The 19,902-nt window shown below is 60.5% G+C and carries 7 protein-coding genes; 4 read left to right on the top strand and 3 right to left on the bottom strand.

Annotated elements, in window-relative coordinates:
• Positions 1 to 607: 607 nt before the first annotated feature.
• Positions 608 to 11,437, bottom strand: coding sequence for a peroxidase family protein (locus tag J4E42_RS28595; RefSeq protein WP_207286716.1), 10,830 nt, complete (start codon positions 11,435 to 11,437; stop codon positions 608 to 610).
• Positions 11,438 to 12,123: 686 nt separating this feature from the next.
• Here J4E42_RS28595 and J4E42_RS28590 point away from each other — a divergent pair.
• The 4 genes from J4E42_RS28590 to J4E42_RS28575 all read left to right on the top strand — a co-directional run bounded on the left by J4E42_RS28590 (position 12,124) and on the right by J4E42_RS28575 (position 18,083).
• Positions 12,124 to 13,860, top strand: a complete 1,737-nt coding sequence (locus J4E42_RS28590; protein WP_207286715.1) for a type I secretion system permease/ATPase — start codon at positions 12,124 to 12,126, stop codon at positions 13,858 to 13,860.
• A gap of 6 nt (positions 13,861 to 13,866) precedes the next feature.
• A complete protein-coding gene (locus J4E42_RS28585; protein WP_008039525.1) occupies positions 13,867 to 15,207 on the top strand; it encodes an HlyD family type I secretion periplasmic adaptor subunit in 1,341 nt (446 codons plus the stop codon).
• Between the two features lies 1 nt (position 15,208).
• Positions 15,209 to 16,537 (top strand): TolC family outer membrane protein, encoded by a 1,329-nt coding sequence (locus J4E42_RS28580; protein ID WP_008024524.1) that lies wholly within the window; start codon positions 15,209 to 15,211, stop codon positions 16,535 to 16,537.
• A gap of 169 nt (positions 16,538 to 16,706) precedes the next feature.
• Positions 16,707 to 18,083 carry a hypothetical protein gene (locus J4E42_RS28575; protein ID WP_207286714.1) on the top strand — a complete coding sequence of 459 codons (1,377 nt, stop codon included), beginning with the start codon at positions 16,707 to 16,709 and terminating at the stop codon, positions 18,081 to 18,083.
• Positions 18,084 to 18,182: 99 nt separating this feature from the next.
• Here the strand turns inward: J4E42_RS28575 and J4E42_RS28570 are convergent, their stop codons facing one another.
• Both J4E42_RS28570 and J4E42_RS28565 read right to left on the bottom strand, forming a co-directional pair.
• Positions 18,183 to 19,109 carry a Gfo/Idh/MocA family protein gene (locus J4E42_RS28570; protein WP_207286713.1) on the bottom strand — a complete coding sequence of 309 codons (927 nt, stop codon included), beginning with the start codon at positions 19,107 to 19,109 and terminating at the stop codon, positions 18,183 to 18,185.
• A gap of 107 nt (positions 19,110 to 19,216) precedes the next feature.
• Positions 19,217 to 19,813: a DUF4157 domain-containing protein gene (locus tag J4E42_RS28565; RefSeq protein WP_207286717.1), complete on the bottom strand. Its 597-nt coding sequence runs from the start codon at positions 19,811 to 19,813 to the stop codon at positions 19,217 to 19,219.
• Between the last annotated feature and the right edge of the window lie 89 nt (positions 19,814 to 19,902).

The raw sequence follows: 19,902 nt of genomic DNA, 5'->3' as shown, positions 1-19,902 counted from the left end.
CCGATTCCTGTGTCAACTTTCATTGGCCAGGGGATCAAGTTGCGCTGCCAGCCGGGAATGATTGGCTGTTCAATTTTCTGGCATAGAGAATGCTGTGCGTTCACTAGCGTATTAATTGAAAGTTTGAAGTTGTTATCACGGGATAACAGATTTCCACCTGTGCTGCACAACCCTTCTGAGGAGTTACCTTCATGCGAAGTGAGCCGCTAGTCCGCACGTTGGCACTCATGCTTCTCATCTTTGCCATAGGGGCATTCTGGAGTCTGTTCACCTGGTTCAGCAGTTAAGCGCTGTTTGTGTTGCGGATAGGGTGAAGTCCCGATTGAAGTCGGGAATACCCCCGATAGCAGAAGCGGCAAGCGAAACCAACAGGCTGCCCATCGCGCAGTTCGCTGAAATGTTCAAGCCTGATTCCCCACTCCCCTTTCCCCACTCCCAGGTCATTTGTTGATCGAGTGTTTCCCACTGCCTGACAGACCGCCCTGCCAGGTTGGTTCACGCATTGCCAGTTGAACAAACGACCAGACGTTTCTCATAAAAAAAGGGAGGGCATCGCTGCCCTCCCTTCCGCTTTCCACGCTTTTTTTCAAACGTGCTGATCAGTACCTCAAGTGGTGAGAATGAAGTCCGTGGCAGTGACGGTTGTCGCATCGGCCACACCGACCAGGCGGATGGAGTCAGCACCAGCGAAGCTGACCAGGGTATCCGCACCGACATCGGCGATGGTGACGCTGCCGGCAAAGGTCGCAGCCGTGATGTTCATCGCGGAGATATCGAGGCGGTCCTGCCCTCCTGCCGCGTTGGCATCGAAGCCAATGATCTGATCGACCCCGAAGCCCGCTGAGAACATGAAGATATCGTTGCCATTGCTGGCAACCATCATGTCGTTGCCGGCACCGCCCGTGACTGTATCGTTGCCTGTACCGCCATCGATAAAGTCATTGCCGATACCACCCAGCAAGGTGTCGTTAGCATCTCCACCGAGCAGCGTGTCATTGCCATCGCCGCCCTGGAGCAGATCGGTGCCGGTACCGCCATCCAGGCTGTCATCACCCAGCCCGCCGAGCAGCGTGTCGCTGCCTGCCCCGCCATTCAATGTATCCGCCCCGTCACCTCCGTCGAGGCTGTCATCGCCATTGCCGCCGTTCAGGGTATCGGTGCCAATGCCACCCACCAGTTGGTCGTTACCCGCGTCGCCGTTGAGTGTGTCGTTGCCACTGTTGCCGGTGAGGATGTCGTTGCCGCCGCCACCATTGAGGGTGTCGTTACCCGCCCCGGCGGTGATGACGTTGTTCAACCCGTTGCCGCTGCCGGCGAAGTTGCCGACTCCGGTGTAGGTCAGGTTCTCGACATTACCGCTCAGCGTGTAGCTGGCCAACGAAGTCTGCACGGTGTCCGTACCGCCACCCGCCACCTCGACCACCACGTCTGTGGCTGCATCGACGATGTAGGTATCGTTGCCCGCGCCCCCGACCATCCGGTCTGCACCCGCACCGCCATCGAGGAGGTCGTTACCCACCCCGCCGGTGATGGTGTTGGCCAGTGCGTTACCGGTACCTGTGAAGTTACCGGCACCGGTATAGGTCAGGTTCTCGACGTTGGCATCGAGCAGGTAGCTCGCGAAGGCGGTTTGCACCAGATCGGTACCGCCACCCACCGCCTCGGTGATAAGGTCACCGACGTTGTCGACCACATAGGTGTCGTTGCCGGCACCGCCGTTCATGGCATCCGCGCCAAGCCCGCCGTTGAGGGTGTCGTTACCGTCCTCGCCATTGAGGATGTCGTTGTCGTCTCCACCGTTGAGAATGTCGTTGCCATTGCCGCCAAACAACTGGTCGGTACCGGCCAGGCCATTCAGCGTATCGCTCCCGCCCAGGCCAAGCAGCACATCGTTACCGGCGCCGCCGGTGAGGGTGTTCGCCTGTGCGTTACCTTGCAGCACTACGCCACTGAGCACCGCAACCGCCGCGGTTGCCGCGGAAGTCAACGTCTCCAGCGTGCCGAAGCCGTCGGTGTAGCGCACGATCACCCGTATTTGCAGGTTGCCCTGCGCCACACCCGGGGTGAAGGTCGAGGCCGTCGCGCCGTTGATGTTGGAGAAGGAAGCACCGATACCTTGCTGCCATTGGTAGCTGAAGGTGCCCAGCCCGTCCACATCGGCAATCCCGGCAGTCAGCGCCGTCAGCACTTGCCCTTGATCCGGTGTCGTATCGCTGATCAGCAACGCGCCTGTCGGTGCATCGTTGACGTTGTCCACCGGTCCCAGGATGTTGGACGCAACGCTTTCGGCCACACCGAAGTTATCGACGTAACCGATCATCACGCGCACTTCCTGGCCGACCTGAGCCTGGCCAAGCGAGAACGTGCTACCGGTAGCGCCGGCGATGTTGACGAAGCCAAGCCCGTCGTTCGCCTGCCACTGGTAGGTGAACTGCGGATTGGTCAGGCCATCGGCGTCGACGATGGTCGACGTGTCGGCGGTCAACAGCTGGTTCTGCACGGCAAGCCCGGTAACGGTCGCCCCTTCGGTCGGTTCACTGTTGCCGGACGATTCGACGATCTCCAGCGTGCCCTGGGCATCCTGGTACACCGCCCGGACGCGGATGTTCAGACCCGCCTCATCAGGGCCCACCAGGAAGGTGGAGCCAGTCGCCCGCGTTGCCTCGCCAGCGGCGACAAAGGTGATGTCCTCATAGACGCCCGTACCGGGAATGGTTTCGACCTGCCAGTAGTAAGCCACCCCACCGGTTATCGCGCCGGTCGGATTGGCCGCACTCTGGTTGTCCGCGTCGTGTACCCCCGCGCCACTGACGCGCAACAACTGGCCGGCGACTGGCGTATCTTCACGCACACCGGTAGTCGCATCGAGGATTGCCAGGTGACCCGATGGGTCGCTGTTTTGCACGGTGCCGACTCCGGACGGTATCGCAACGTCAGCGAACTGCAGACGCTCGATGCCCGTCAGGCGATCGACGCCATCACGCCCAAGCACCGAGTCGGTCACGATGACAGTGTCGCCATCGATTTCGATGCCGTATTCCCCCAAAGTACCGGAGAACAACGCCGTATCGAAGCTGTCAGTGCCGGTCAGAATCTCCCGCACGATGACCAGTTGGCCAGGGTTGTACGTGCCGTTCAGCATAAACGGCACCAGCGGCTCCATGCTGTCGAACGTGGCGATTTCATCGCCAGTGCCGTCAGCGTTCGCCCGTACGCTGATGCGTACGTTCAGCCACTTGTCACCATCAATGATGTCGTCACCGCCGCGACCTTCGATCAGGTCGCTGCCGCTACCGCCGAGGATGATGTTGCCGCCATCGAAGAACGTCGCTCCGGCTGGCAGCAGATCCGCCAGGCCGTTGATCAGGTCGATGTGGGTCAGCACACTGCCGGTTGCACCCGCTGTAGGCAGCGATGTGGCGTCTTCGTTATCACCGCGCAGGAAGTCACCGTGCGACGAACCCGACAGACCTTCCATGATGTCGAAACGCACCAGCGCCGAAGCACCTGAACCCGGTACTGGCGGAACATCGAAGAAACGGTCCGTGAAATCGATGGTCACGCCCTGTGCGAGCCCCTTGAAGGTTGCCCAGTCAAAGCCGGAGCCGCCGATATAGCGATCACCGAAGCCGAGACTGCCGACCATGATGTCATCGCCGCCTTCGCCGTTGAACTTATCGTTCTCGTTACCGCCGATGAACACATCGTGGCCGACGATAGGGTCGTTGCCGAGCGGGTCGAAGTTGTCGCCAGGTGCACCGTCCGAAGTGCCCTTCTCGATCCAGTCGTCGCCTTCGTTACCCATGTCCTGTTCGTTGGCTTTGCTGCCCAGGATGAAGTCGTTGCCATGACCACCAATGGCTTCGGAGGCGTCCTCACCGGTCACGATGAAGTCATTGCCGAACCCGCCGATGATCAGGTTGACGCCGTTACCTCCGTGCAGCACGTCGTTGCCGTCGCCACCCTGGATGTTATCGTCGCCGCCCTTGTCGGTGATGATGTCGTCGCCGGAGCCACCGCGCAGTTGGTCGTTGCCGTCACCGCCTTCGATGCGATCGTTGCCACCGTCGCCCCAGACCGTGTCATCCCCCTCACTCGCGATGAGAATATCGGCGCTGTTGGTGCCGCCCATCACGATGTGCTCTGCACCGGTGTATTTGATGTAGTTGGCGTCCGGCCCTGCGGTCAGAGGGTTGTCGCGGAACACCACCTGTTCGCCGTTTTCGCCAAGCGGATCGGCATTGCCCAGGCCTTCGTTGAATTGCTTGCTCTGGTCCCTTTCCAGATAGAACGCAACGTCTGAGAACACCAGGCCCGGCAAGTGCGTGGCCGAGGTGTTGGCCATGATCAGCTTGGCGAACGAGTTGCTTTCAAGCTCGGCATTCATCGACAGGCCAGCGGTACGTTCCAGGTAGTAGAAGCGGTCGCCATCCTGCAGTTTTTCCAGCTGGTTCTCGAACACGAAGTTGAAGGTCGAGCCGAGCATGCCGCCGAACGGCGTTTTCGCTTCGGCCAGGCCGCCGATCCACAGGTCGATGGCATCGACCCCCGTGATAGTCACGCCCTTCAGATCGTCGGCTGTTCCCAGCACTCCATCCTTGCCAGCCCGCGTTACGTTGGTCCAGTCACCGGTGCCGTTGAGGAAGTCCAGGCGGTCATCCGGCGCCCCCGTACCACCGAACACCAGTGCCATGGCGGCAGCGCGTTTGCCTTCCAGCGTGGTCGCCGTCGTGATCGTCTCATGGGTGCCATAGGCTGCAATGAAGTTGATCAACGACTCCGGATGTTTGAGGTGCTGCACCAGGTCGACCCAGCTGGTGTACGGCTTGAGTTGGGTATCACCGGTTTGGCTGTAGATGTCGCGGCGAATCGCGTTGAGTGAAGGAATCCCAACGTCGCGGCCACGGGCGATGTTGATCGCCGGCAGGTCGAGCGGCAGCCCGAGCAGGTTGTTGCGCAGCGCCTCGGTGACGAACTCGTCGATTTCGTTACCGGCTTGCCGAGTGATCCCTCGCACGATCGCACTGGTCGCGTCCTCAGGCGTCACGCCACTGGCGGCGTACGCCAACGGGTTGAGGAACGCCGCGATCAGGCCCAGTTGCTGATCGGGATCAGCACTGTTCGGATCGCCGATCACGTTGAAATCAACGTCGAAGCGATCGACGGTCTCGGTCAGCATCGAGTGGCCAAACCGGTACACGGTGTGGGCGAACTCGGCGACGATCGAGGCATCGAGGTCAACGTCATAGACCTGGGTCGGTGCGAAAAACAGGTCGACGTTAGGCTGGATGGTCCGGGCAAATTCCTCGAACACCAGATGCTGATACTGCATCTCGGTGCCGAACTTGGCCGCCTGGAACAGGCGTTCGCCATTCCATACCAACGCATCGATCTCCGCCTGATTGACCGGCAACGCGCTCACTGGATTGAGCAGCCACTCGTTCAGGAAAGCCACGTCACCCGAGTCGAGCACGGTGTCTTTGGTTTGCGCGACCAGCCGATTGTGCTCGGAGTGGAAGATCGCATGTACGGCAGTCAGGCCGATGTTCTCGTTGACCCGGCCGTCGCCAGCGATGTAGTGCGCATCCAGCAACTCGTTGTCGTAGGCCAGGTTGGCCCCGGTTTGTGGATTGACCGGCACGTCGTTGCCAGTTTCAGAATCGCCATCAGGCGCGAGCACGCCACCGATGAACACCGGCGCGGCATTGTGGGCAATGTCGACGAGGAACTGGTGACCGGTGCGCACAGCATTGGTCAGGTCAATAGGGGCAAGCGGATTACCTTCGACAAGCTCGTCATCCGCCGTACCGCCAAGACCGTCAAGGCCTTTCATCACGACCATCGGGAAGCCGTTCGGCCCCTTGATGAAATTGCCATAGGCATCGGTCGCCAACAACGGAGCGTTGTCGACGTCAGCGTCGGTCAGGTGGATACCCAGAATGTCGTTGGCTTGCGCCTTGACCACTTTCCAGGTGGCCATGCCACCGATTTCGCTGTCGTCTGAGGTACCAAACTTGCCATCCGCCCCCAGGTCACGGTTGGTGATCAGCCTGCCCGTCGCGATGGGTCCGTCATCGGTCAGCAGATACCCGCGCAGGAACACCTGATGCGATGGGTGCGAGCTGTAGGTCTGGTTTTGGTCCACGAACGGCGTGGTGGTGTTGGAGTGCTCATGGATGTCGTCGGCCGTGCCGAGAACACCATCCGCGCCTGGCTGGTTGGTCGCGCGGGTCAGCACCATGAAGTTAGCGTTGCCGCCTGGCACATACAGCGGATCATCCGGTTGCAGCGGAATGAAGATGGTGCCCGAACCGCCTTTGGTCACCAGGTCCAGACCGTGATCGAAGAACTGCCCGAAGAAGGTCATCCAGGCGTTGAACGGCGCGGACAACCCGGCATCCGGAGCGGTGTTCTCGAACATGTACACATCGTGGTCGTCGCCAGTACCGAACTGACCATCCAGGCCGGGGCTGGCGACTATCCGTACGCCATCCTTGAGCACATCGTCGCTACCCTCCGCGCCGAAGTTGAGCACACCGTCCGCGCCCACGTCGTACGCCGTTGCATACGCCGCCGGGTTGTTCGACGTCTGGTCGACGATCAGATTGCTGATCGTGCGCGGCTGCGAGTCAAACACATTGCCGCTGGTCTGCTGATACGACGATCCCGGAATGGCCGGCGAGCCAGGGCCAAAGAACCCGGCAGGTGCACCTTCCGCCGGATTGAAGACCGGATCGGTCAAACGCGGGAAGGTGTTATCCGCAGCACCAAACTCGGTGTTGTTGATGCCATTGAGGTTCATCAGGTTGTTGTTCGAGCCATCGACCGCACGCAGGCCCAGCGGCGCGCGGATGTTCGGGATCAGCGAGAGGATGTTCTGACCGTCCGCTTCAGCCTCGGCAATCTTGATCTGATCAAGGATGAAGTTGAGGTCGGAGCGGACCATGTTAAGGCCCGGGCCACCCTCGGTGGCATTGACTACCGGTGTCGGTGCTGTCGGCACGACCGGTGCGCCGGGAGCCACGACGCCTGTCGGTTGCGAGAACACCACTTCAGTCGTGCCATGGCCATCCTGGTAGATAGCCTTGACCCGCAGTGACAGCCCGGCAAGATCCGGCGAGACCTTGAAGGAGGTGCCATCGGCACTCTGGAACGCCAGGTCACCCGCAGGCAACAGGATGATGTCTTCGAACACGCCACTGCCTGGGTCGGCTTCGAACTGCCAGTAGTAAGACACCGAAGTATTGTTGACGAGACCCTGCGGGTTACCCGCAGTGACGTTGTTGGCATCGCTCACCCCGAGCATGCTCACGGTCAGTGTGTCGCCCACTGTAATGTCGCCGCCGTTGCCATCCGTGACAGTCGGCCTGCCGACCGGTTGTGCGTTCAGCCCCGGTACCAGCACCCGCTGGGTGTCGGCGAATTGCAGGCGCTCGATATGCAGCAGGGTATCGGTGCCGTCGCGACCCGCAACGGTATCCGTCACCGTCCAGACATCGTCCGCCAGGTTGGCCGTGCCACGGGTGTCCTGGGTCACCGTGTACTCGGACTGAAGCCCGGAGAAAATCGCGGTGTCGAACGCCGCCCCGCCCGTCGAGGTGCCGGGCAGGATTTCCCGCACGGCCTTGAGCTGCCCAGGGTTATACGTACGGTCCAGCATGAACGGGATCATATCAGCCATGCTGTCGAAGCTGGCGATCTCGGGGCCGGTATGGTTAACGTCGCCGGGGGCATAAACTGCGATTCTGACGTTGATCCATTTGTCGCCATCGATCAGATCATCGCCGCCGCGGCCCTCGATCAGGTCACTGCCATTGCCACCGAGGATGATGTTGCCCGTGGCAAAGCCGGTGGTCGGCAAGCCGGCATCGGACAGGAACTGCGCCAGTCCACGGATCAAGTCCACATTGGTCAGTGCACCACCCGTGGCACCACCGTGGTTGAGGATAGTGACCGCATCAACATCATCGCCTTTGAGGACGTCGCCGAAATTCGAACCGGACAAGCCTTCGACCTCGGCGAAACGGTCGAGAATCGAGGCCGGCGAGGCACCGACCGGATTGAACACCCCGGCGTTCTGGTTTGGCGCGTTGCCATGTGGCTGGGCCAGCGCGGCCAGGGACAAGTCGGCGGTCACGCCGACCTGGTCATTTTTGAAGGTCACCCAGTCGAACCCGGACATGCCGTCCATCTTGTCCTGGGCATCGCTGCCGACAAAGATGTCATCGCCACCCTCGCCGATCATTTCGTCGAAGCCACCACCGCCGACAAAGATGTCGTTGCCGACCACATCGTCATTGAGCAATGGCGAGAAGTTATCGCCAGGCGCACCGTCCTGGGTGCCTTTCTCGATCCAGTCATCACCTTCGTTGCCGGTCGGTGGCAGGTTGGTCTTGGCACCGAGGATGAAGTCGTCACCCTGACCGCCGAAGGTGGTGCTGATGTCTTCGGTGGTGATGATGAAGTCCTGGCCATCGCCGCCAAGGATCAGGTTGCCCGCAACCCCCATTTTACCGGCCACGATCACGTCGTTACCGGCATTGCCTTCCAGGCGGTTGTCGCCGAACGAGTCGGTGATGATGTCATCACCCGCGCCGCCAAGTACCGCATCGTTCCCGGCGCCGCCCTCGAGGACATCGTTGCCGCCGTCGCCGTAAACGGTGTCATCACCTTCACCGGAGATGATGATGTCATCGGCGGCGGTGCCGCCGAGGACGACATGATCTTCACCGGTGTAATGCAGGAAATTACTGTCCGTGCCCACGGTGTCGGGGTTGTTACGGATCACCAGCGGCACGACTTCCACGCCGTTGATCATGATGCCGCCCGTCGGGTCGTCACGACCGCCGACGCCAAGGCCGGTGAACTGATTGGCCTGGGTCACTTCGAGAGTGAACGTCGGCGTCAGGAACACGGTGTTCGACAGGTGGGTGACATCGGTGTTGAGCATGATCAGCTTGGCGAAGGAGTTGTTCTCAAGCTCGGTGCCGAAGTTCAGGCCCGCCGTACGCGACAGGTAGTAGAACCGGTCGCCGTTCTGCAACGCCTCCATCTGGGTTTCAAACACGAAGTTGAACGTCGAGCCGAGCATACCGCCGAACGGCATCTTCTCTTCGGCAAGGCCGCCGACCCAGAAGTCGATGTCGTCGACACCGGTGGTGGTGACGCCATTGACCATGGCGTAGGTGCCCGAGCTGTTAAGGAATGCCAGGCGATCCTCTTCCGTGGCGGTAAAAGTACGCTCATCGGCAGTGCCGGCGTTGATCACCGCGCTGCCGCCAAACACCAGGGCAGCAGCGACCGCACGCATCTCGACCAGCGTATCCACATCGGCCGCAGTCAATGCCCCGTGAGTACCGAAGGCCGCGATGAAGTTGACCAGGGATTCGGGGTGTTTGAGGTTTTCCGCCAAGTCAGCCCAACTGATGTACGGCTTGAGTTGGCTGTCGCCGGTTGCCTGGTAAAACTCACGCCGCGCTTCATTCAACGTAGGGATGCCAGTGTCGCGACCACGCGCCAGGTTCAGGGCCGGCAAATCGAGGGGCAGACCCAGCAGATTGTTGCGCAACGCTTCGGTGACGAACTCGTCGATCTCGTTGCCGAGCTGACGGGTCACGCCGCGAATGATCGCCCCTGCCGCTTCGTCAGCGGTAGCCCCGCTGCCGGCAAATGCCAGAGGGTTGAGGAAGGCTGCGATCAGACCGAGTTGCGCGTCAGGGTTGTTCGGGTCAGAGAGGACCGGATTGAATTCGGGGTCGAAGCGATCGACAGTCTCGGTCAGCATCGAGTGACCGAAGCGATACACCACGTGGGCGAACTCGGCGAGGATGGCCGGGTTGATCGAAGTGTCATAGCCGTTGGGGGCAAGGAATTCGTCGACCTGCGGCTGAACGGTCCGCGCAAATTCCTCGAACACCAAGTGCTGATACTGCATCTCGGTGCCGAACTTGGCGGCCTGGAACAGCCGTTCGCCATCCCACACCAATCCTGCGATTTCGGCGGGAGTAGTCGGAATTGCCGCGACGTCGTCTGCCAGCCACTCATTGAGAAACGCCAGATCGCCAGAGGCCAGGATGGTTTCCTTGGACTGCTGGACCAGGCGGTTGTGTTCGGAGTGGAACACATGGTGCACAGTGGTCAGGCCGATGTTTTCGTTCGCCCGGCCATCGCCGGCAATGTAGTGAGCGTCGAGCAGCTCGTTGTCGTAGGTCAGGTTGTTGCCGCCCGCGCCCACTGGCTGCGCATTGCCGATTTCGGTGTCACCATCCGCCTGCAAAACCCCGTCGACGAGCACCGGCGCGGCATTGTGCGCGATGTCGTCGAGGAAGCCATGCCCGGTGCTCACGGCGTTGGCCAGACTGATCGGAGCATCCCGGTTGCCTTCGACCAGTTGCGTGATGTCATCCGCCGTACCGGCGATACCGTCTGCGCCGTTGCTGATGCGCATCACCACCTGCGGCATACCGCCCGGGCCACGGATGAAGTTGCCATACGCGTCGGTCGCCAGCAGCGGCACGTTGTGCACATCGGCGTCGGTCAGGTTGATGCCGAGAATGTCACGGGCCTGGGCCTTGACCACTGCCCAGGTCGCCATGCCGCCATTTTCGGCGCCGCCATCATCGGCAGTGCCGAACTCGCCATCGGCGCCCAGATCGCGATTGGTAATCAAGCGCCCGGTTGCAACAGGGTCACCTGCCGCGTTGATGACGTACTCGCGCAGAAATACCTGATGCGAGGGGTGGGAGCTGTAAGTCTGGCTTTGGTCTACGAACGGCGAGGTGGTGTTGAGCTGCCCATCGTCCGTCGTGCCAACAATTCCGTCCGCGCCGGCCGTACGCACGGCCCGTGGCAGCACCATGAAGTTGGTCGGACTGCCCGGCACGAACAACGGATCGTCCGGCTGCAACGGAATAAACACAAAATCGGTAGCGCTCTTGCTGACCAGGTCGAGGCCGTGGTCGAAGAACTGGCCGAAGAAAGTCATCCACGAGTTGAAGCCCGCAGTCAGACCGGCGTCCGCGGACTGGTTGGGGATGAAGAACACTTGTTTGTCGTCATCCGTGCCGAAGACACCATCGGGGCCTGGGCTGATGACCGGATCGGCACCGCCGTTCGCCGCAACCGCAGCCGGGTTGTTGGCGGTCTGATCAACGATCAGGTTACTGATAATCCGTGGTTGTGGGTCGATCACATCCCCTGTCCCGGAGTATGACGCCAGAAACGAGGGGTCCAGCAGGCGCGGGAAGGCATTGTCCGCAGCGCCAAACTCACTTTGCCCGGTCACCAGGTTGTTGTAGCTGCCATCGACGGTGCGCAGGCCGAAAGGCACCTGACTGTTGGGTAGCAAATCACTGAGGCTGGCGCCGTCGGCATGTGCTTCTGCGATGAAAATTTGTTTGAGGATGAACTCCAGGTCGGACTTGTTGAAATTGGCCATTTTGCTTGCCCTCGATTTCTTTGGTGAAGGGCACGGGACGAAAAGAATCCTCCCGCGCCCAGTCAGGTGCTGGCTTGCGCAGTGTGTAGGTTCATTTTTTTGGCGAGAGCTGACACGGGAAGGCAAAGCCGTCAGTACGGCCCCCGGTATGCGCGCCTGGAATTCGCGGAACTCGCGAAAGAATGGCTCGCTAAGCGATCAGGCAGAGCGAACCCGGGCCCTAGGCGGGCCATGGAAACTTGAGGTCAAGGCGAACTTGCTGAACAGCCCCTTCCCTCTGCAGTAGAACGAAGTGATCGACATGCTGTGCTCCTTCGGAGAACCACCGCGCTTTTCGCTGCCAAAGAGTTGACAGACTTCAGGCGGACGGTTGTCGTCAATGAGTAAGACTAAAGTTGGATAGCAAAAAATTGTCAATTTTACGACGGACAAACCGGACGACCGGTGCTAAGCCTCTCAACTCGCTGTTTTTAATGGACTTATAGAAAGATTGACGCACCATTAGAGCGAAATGTTATTTCAGATTGTTTCGCCGCGACCTACGCTGCTTGCTACGGGAGCAACGCAGAAATTTGCATGAGATTCGCCCGAGAGCGAACCTGCGTATCGACGGCTACCCACGTGACTAAATCTGTTAGCTGCTGCTCCGCAAGGGCAAACGGCTTTTTGAAGAGGGGGTCAGCCAAATGCAAAAGCAGTCGAACTCTCGATCCGAACTGGCCGACGCACTCTTCCGACTTCGTCGTAGTTTTTACTCCCTGGCGGGTTTCAGCGGCGTCATCAACGTCATGATGTTGACGCCAGCCGTTTACATGTTGCAGGTCTATGATCGAGCCTTGGTCAGTCGCAACGTCACAACGTTGACGATGCTGACCGTTCTGGTGATAGGCCTGTTCTTGCTGATGTCCACGCTTGAAATGTTCCGCACCCGTGTGCTGATCCGGGTCGGCAACTGCCTCGACATGGACCTCAATCGACGCATTTTCACCGCCGCATTCGAGCGCAACCTGAACCGCGCCGGAGGCAATCCGGCCCAGGCCCTGCAGGATCTCGCGCAGGTGCGTCAGTTCCTCACCGGCAACAGCCTGTTCGCGTTCTTTGATGCGCCATGGACGCCGATCTACCTGCTGGTCGCCTACCTGATCCACCCGCTGCTCGGACTGGTCACGCTCATCGGCTCGCTGATTCTGATGGGCCTGGCTTACCTCACCGAGAAGGCGACGCAAAAGCCGCTGGCCGAAGCCAATCAGGCCGCCCTCTCCTCCGCCACCTACGCCAACAACAACCTGCGCAACGCCGAGGTCATCGAGGCCATGGGCATGTTGCCGTCGATCGGCAAGCGCTGGTACCAAAGCCATTTGCGCATTCTGGAAATGCAGACCCTGGCCTCAGACCGGGCCGCCCTGATCAGCAGCACCGGGCGCTTCGTGCGCATCACCTTGCAATCGCTGATCCTCGGCGCCGGTGCGCTGCTGGCGATCGAAGGCAAGATCACCCCCGGGATGATGATTGCCTGCTCGATCCTTACCGGCCGCGCGCTGGGCCCGGTGGAACAAGTCATCGCGTCGTGGAAGCAACTGCTTGGCTGCCGTTCGGCCTGGGGCCGGTTGAATGAAATGCTCAACGACTTTCCGCGCCGACCACCAAGCATGTCGCTGCAACGGCCGCTGGGCATGCTGGCAGTGGAGAATGTGTACGCCGGCTCCCCCGGCACCAACAACACGATTCTGCGCGGGGTGAGCTTCAATCTTTCCCCCGGCGAAAGCCTTGGCATTATCGGCCCATCCGCCTCGGGCAAATCCACCCTCGCCCGTCTGTTGGTCGGCGTCTGGCCGGCACAGGCCGGCAAGGTGCGCCTCGACGGCGCGGACATATTCACCTGGAACAAAGGCGAACTTGGCCCTTGGCTCGGTTACCTGCCACAGGACGTGGAGCTGTTCGAAGGCACCATCGCCGACAACATTGCGCGCTTTGGCGAAGTGGACAGCGACGCGGTCATCCGCGCCGCCAGAACGACGGGCGTGCACGAGATGATCCTGCGTTTTGCGCAAGGTTATGAGACCCGCCTGGGCACCGATGGCAGCCCGCTTTCCGGTGGCCAGAAGCAACGCATCGCCTTGGCCCGCGCGCTGTATGGAGACCCCAATCTGATTGTGCTCGATGAGCCGAACGCCAACCTCGACGACGTAGGTGAAAAGGCGTTGGTCGATGCGCTGGCCCAACTCAAAGACCGTGGCGCCACCGTCATTCTGATTTCCCACCGTCCCAATGTGCTCTGCGCCGTCGACAAGGTGCTGATGCTGCGTGACGGCGGCGTGCAGATGCTCGGCACTCGCGACGAAGTATTCGCAGCGCTGCGCAAGGCGAGTGTGATGCCTGCAGGCGCGTCGACTCCGCTGGCCTCCGTCAAAACGCGGGAGTGACCGATCATGCAAATGAGCCAACACACCGAGATGATTCACGTCGACCCCAGGAACGATGTAGATCTGGACGTCGCCAAACCTGTGCGCAGGGGCCTGTGGCTGGTGCTCGCCGGCTTCGGCGGCTTCCTCCTGTGGTCGTGGCTGGCGCCGCTGGATGCCGGCGTGGTAGCGACAGGCACGGTAAAAGTCACCAGCAATCGCAAAGCCGTGCAGCATCTGAGCGGCGGCACTGTGGAGGCCATTCTTGTCCGCGAAGGCGATTCCGTGAAAAAAGGCCAGGAGGTGGTCCGCCTCGATTCGCTGCGCGCACTTGCCGAACAAGGTGCGGTCAGCGCCCAGTACATCGTCAGCAAGACCGTGGAAAACCGCCTGGAAGCGGAACGTGACAACCTCGACGTAGTGAACTTCGATCCCGAACTGTTCAAGCGCTTCGGGAATGACCACCGCCTGCTGGCTGCCATGGATCTGCAGCAACGCCTGCTGAACACCCGACGCGCTGGCCTCGCTGGCGAAATCAGCATCCTGCAGGAAAACCTCGCGGCGTCGGCGGTGCAGCTCAAGGGCCTGCAACAGGTCTATGGCGCCCGCGCCTCGCAGATCAACTTCCTCAACCAGGAACTGAAAGGCACCCGCGTGCTGGCTGCCGAAGGCTATGTGCCGCGCAACCGCCTGCTGGAGCTGGAGCGCAGCAATGCCGACCTCTCCGCCGGCCAGGCCGAGAACCTCAACAACATCGCTCGCGTGCGTAGCCAGACCACCGAAATCAAGCTGCGCATCCTGCAGCGCCAGCACGATTACCTGAAGGAAGTCGAATCGCAGCTCACCGACACCGCCAAGGAAAACACCACCCTGGCCGACCGTTTGCGTGCGCTGGACTATGAAGTGACCCACACGGTGATTCGATCGCCCATCGATGGCATGGTCCAGTCCCTGAGCATTGCGACTGTCGGCGGGATCATCCAGCCCGGCTTCAAGATCATGGAAATCGTTCCGGACAACGAGCCGCTGCAGGTCGACGCGATGATTCCCGTGCAGGCCATCGACAAGATGGTCCCCGGCCTCGCCGTGGACATTGCCTTCCCTGCCTTCAACCATGCCCAGACGCCCAACATCCCAGGCCGCGTGAAGACCGTTTCCGCCGACCGCCTGATGGACGAGGAAAGCAAGCAACCGTTCTATCTGGCTCAGGTAGAGGTCACACCCGATGGCATGAACCTGCTTGGCAGCAATCACATTCGTCCCGGCATGCCCGCCAGCGTCACCATCAAAACTGGCGAGCGCAACATGATGAGCTATCTTCTGAAACCAATGCTCGACCGTGTTGACAGCTCTTTCAAGGAACAATGAAATGGACCGTCATTGCCTGTTCGCCTGCCTGCTATCGCTGTCTCTGCCTGCCAGCGCCATTGACCTCAAACAAGCGTGGGATCTGTTGCAGTACCAAGGCCCCATCTATCGCGCTGCCGTGCATGAAAAGGAGGCCGGCCTGGAAAACCGCGCCATCGGCCAGGCCGGTCTGCTGCCGCAGATCAGTGCCTCGGCCTACGACAACAAGGTCAATGGCACCCAGCGCCAGAGCGGCATCGAGAGGGATCTGGACTACGACTCCAAGGGCGCCAACGTGCGCTTGCGCCAGCCGCTGTTCAACAAACAGAAAATGGCCGAGTACCGCCAGGGTAAACAGCGTGCCGACTACAGCGTCGCGGTGTTCGATGCCAAGAGTCAGGACGCCGCGGTGCGCCTCGCCGAAAGCTATTTCGACGTGCTGCTGGCCAGCGAAACCATCGTCCTCGCCAAGTCCAAGCTGAACGCCTTCGAGGAGCAACTCGCTTCGGCGAAACGGCGCATGGAGCTGGGGGCCGGCACCGTCACCGACATCGACGAGTCGATCGCTCGCCGCGACCTTGCCGATGCCGAGCTGATCGAAGCGCAGGACAACCTGATCAATGCCCGCCGCAAGCTTGAGGAGTACATCGGAGAAACCCCCGAATCGTTGACCACCTTGCGTCCGACTTTCGATACGCCACCGCTGCTGCCGAGCAACCTGCAGGACTGGTTGGTCAAGGCTCAGACCGACAGCCCGCTGATCCATGCGCGCCGTCATAGCAGCGACCTTGCTGAAGAAGAAGTGAAACGCGTCAAGGCGGGCCACTGGCCGACACTGGATTTCGTTGCCGGCTACACCGCGGGCGATAGCCAATCCATCTCCGAGCTGAATCAACGCAACCGCTACGGCTCAATCGGGCTGGAAGTCAACTTCCCGCTGTACAACGGTGGCGGCACCAGCGCGCTGGCACGCCAGGCCAGTTCCAATAGCTCCAAGGCCCTGGACGAACTCGACGCCACGCGACAGGAAGTCATCTCGGGAACGACCCGCGAGTACGCCGGCGTACAGAGCGGCGCCAAACGTATTCACGCCCTGGAGCGGGCCGTAGAGTCCAACGAACGCTCACTGCTGTCCACACGCAAGGGTTTCAAGGAAGGAGGCACCAGCACCAACTCGGACGTCCTCAATGCCGAAGAACTGCTCTTCGTTGCACGCCACGATCTGTTCGAGGCGAAGCTGCGTTACTTGATGTCGCGCCTGCGCCTGGCCTCTTCGGTGGGCAGCCTGGGCGACGACGACATCGACCACATCAACGACTACCTCGGCCCGGAGCTGTTGGTCACCAATTGAATTGGCGTCCAGGTGAACAGGCGTCATGGCAACTGATTGGGTGATGACGCCGCCCCCGCCAGGAAAATCTGAAGAACGAAAACAAACGCAGCCACTCGCCGCCCTAAAGGTTTTGACGGTCAAGCCGATTCAAATGGTCTTGATATAGGGCGCTAAGGAGCTGTTTGCCGTGAGTATTGTATTTCGCCTGACGGGCGCCGTTTTTGCCGTGTCCCTCACGGGTTGTGCCCTGCAAGGCAACGGGATGGCCGATTACTATAAGCGGATGTCTGCCGAGCGCCTCGTACAAAATCAAGCCATGATGACCCGGATACAAGCCCGGCCTTTGCCATTGGATACCACGCTGAGACTCGACCAAACGGCCATGGTGATGGTTAACGTGCCGGCCGAAGGCGCCGCGCCGGCCACCCAGGCCCGGCTTTTCGCTGGCTGCAATTTGTCGACTTTAGCCATGGATTATCGACGCGAAAAGGACTGGAGCAGCCCTTACGTCCTGCCAGCAGACCCAGCGCGCAACATCGCCCAGCAGATGTGCCAGGCAGTCCGGAACAGTGCCTGGAAGCAGTTGCCCGGCGAAACCGAAGACGTCTTGTTACTAGACCCAGGCACACTGGCCATAGACAACTCACGGCGTTCGATATGGGCGGGCATCGACTATGGCCGCACCCGCCTGGATGAAAGCGAAGGCAAGCCCTATGGCCGCCAGTTCGAGCGTATTGAAGTCGACTGTGCGACCCGACAGGCCAGCACCCGCTTGGCTTATCGCCTGGGCGAGGACATTTTGCTGCCACCGCCCGTTCAGCCGCTTGATAGCGCCCTGGACAAAGAACAACGCGCCCGACTGATTGGCACCGTGTGCGCCGAACCCGCCAACATGGCGCAACTCGCCACGCCAGTCATCCGCAAAAAACTGCCGCCGAACATGCTGACGCCAGAGGCTTCGGCACCGCTATTGGCACAGGTAAGCGCACTGCCACAGGGACAACCGACCCACACGCTCAGTCATTTGCAATTCACTTACAACGCCTCCTCCCCACTGGTGCCGCGCGCCGTGATCAACGACCATCCAATGGACTTGTATCTGCAACCGGGCCCGGCTCGCGGGATCTGGCGCGAGCAGGCAACGGGAGCGTTAGGCAGCGAGAGCGTGAGACTGCGCTGGCGCGGGATGATCGAACTTGCAGCAACGAGCCGATCTCAGATCGCGGGCAAAACCGACCAGCGAAGCAACCTTGCAGACATCGACCTGGATGGCGATTGGCAAAACCTGAAACCCGGGAGCGATATCGCCTACAGCAAAAAATTTACTGACAGCGCTGGCAAAACTTTCGTGCAGAAATTTGAGTGTTCGGTGGGTGAATCCTTCCCTGCTACACAAACAGTTGCCTCGTTGCAGGGACTGGCGCGCAAGGTTACATGCGTCACCGATAGCGCACTGAAGACAAGCAATGCGTACCTCTATCTGGAGGCCTATGACCTGTTCGTGGAAACCTCCGAGACTTCAACGCTCCTGGTTCAGGTCAACACGCTCAAGGCAGCAGAGTAGCGTGCAACCCCGGGCGTAGAGTTTGTCGATTGGCGCGAAAGAACTCGGCACAAGACCACGTTACCTGCCGACGCGCCAATGCCTTTACCTGAGCAGTCACTAATCGTAGAACGGCTCAACCAACGCCCGGCTGCCGACAAAAAAGCTATCGGCGACCAGTCGCAGCGGCTGGAGATCCAGGTCACTGGCCTTGTCGCCAATCAGCTGTTGAAAATATCGATACACCGCCGCGTACTCGCCCTCCTCCGATACGACCTGGCGCACGCCGTCGATACTCAAGAGTGCGCCGCCGTTGTCCAGTCGCAGGATGCCTTCGGCGCAACGAATCTCGATGCTCCAGAGTTCGTCATGGCCGTGGTCGAAATCGAACTCCGCACGAACATCGAGGTGGCGCGCGTCGGACATTTTGATGGACGCGGCGATAGGCGACTGGCAGTTGTCGGGGACGCGCAGTTCGGCGGACTCGACAAACAGCGACAGGGGCAGCAGATGAGTCGCAATCGACAAGGCGTTGATGCCGGGATCGAAGACGCCCAGGCCGCCCGGCTGCCAGATCCACGCTTGGCCGGGGTGCCACTTGCGCACGTCTTCCTTCCAGTCGATCTGTACGCTTTGCAGGGTGCGGGTGGCCAGCCAGTCACGAGCGGCTTCAATGCCGGGCGCGTAGCGTGAATGCCAGGCGAACAGACCGCTGACGCCTTGCTCTGCAACCTGACTCACCAACGCCATCGCTTCGCCCAACGTGGCGCACGGAGGTTTTTCGACCAGTACGTGTTTACCTGCGGCCAGCGCTTGTTGCACCAGTGCGAATCGTCCTTGCGGTGGAGTGCAAAACGCAATCGCATCCACAGGCGGGCCGTTTTCGAGCAGCTCGCCCAGGGACTGAAAGTTCTCTACGCCGGCGCAGGGTTGCCCTTGCGTTGCGACAGCGACCAACTGGAACGCGGGGTTGGCGTTGATCGCTGGAACGTGTTGATCCTGGGCAATCTTGCCGTAGCCCACCAGACCGAGACGGATCGGTTGCATTAATGACTCCTGTTTTTTTTCTTGTCTTGGGAAGCGAATCGACAAGATTACGTTTGTATAGCGGGGAAGTCATTGATGACGTGCTGACGTTTCGTGAACGCTACCTTTCAATCAGCCCCTCCCCGCACAAACCGCCTGACCTCGGCCTGTATGGCATAAGCCGGCGCCTCCACCGCATTGAAATCCTGTGTATACCGCTGGGCAAATCCATCGACTCCCCACTCCTGAAACTGCTGCACATGCTTGAGTTCGTGAGCCCAGAGCGCGACATCCTGTTCTGCGGTTTGAGCGTCCCGGAAGAGAATGATGTCGATCAGCGTCACAGCTCCGACATCGGGGTTTTGCAGCATGGCAGTGGCGGCACTGAACTGACCGTTGTCGCTGACTTTATAGCCCGCGGCATCGAGGACACCGGGGTCGTACCAGCGCAGCAGTTGCTCGCGGATGTGCGGTGGGATGGGTTGGATGCTGGTGTTGACTACTTCAGCGTGGGCTTGGGTCAGCCACAGCGCCAGGGCAGGTGCAGCGATCTGGTAGACACCATCAGGCACGGGGCCGAGTACTTGCCCCAGGTCTGGCAGGCAGATGCAGCCGTCCAGACAAACTTGTTTCTCGCCAGCTGGGCAGGCGCCGGGCTGGGCTGGCACTTCAAGCGTCAGACAAAGAACAAACAGCGCCACCAGGCGCGTGATGATCGGCGGCATTGTGACCTCCAGGGACGGAAGCAGCGCGAACAGTGGGCCATAACTGATCGACAACCTGCAAAGCTTTAGCGTATCCCTAAATTTCTTTG

The sequence above is a fragment of the Pseudomonas sp. FW300-N2A2 genome, from assembly GCF_017351735.1.
GTDB classification, from domain to species: Bacteria; Pseudomonadota; Gammaproteobacteria; order Pseudomonadales; family Pseudomonadaceae; genus Aquipseudomonas; species Aquipseudomonas migulae.
This window is presented reverse-complemented; position numbering and strand designations above follow the sequence as displayed.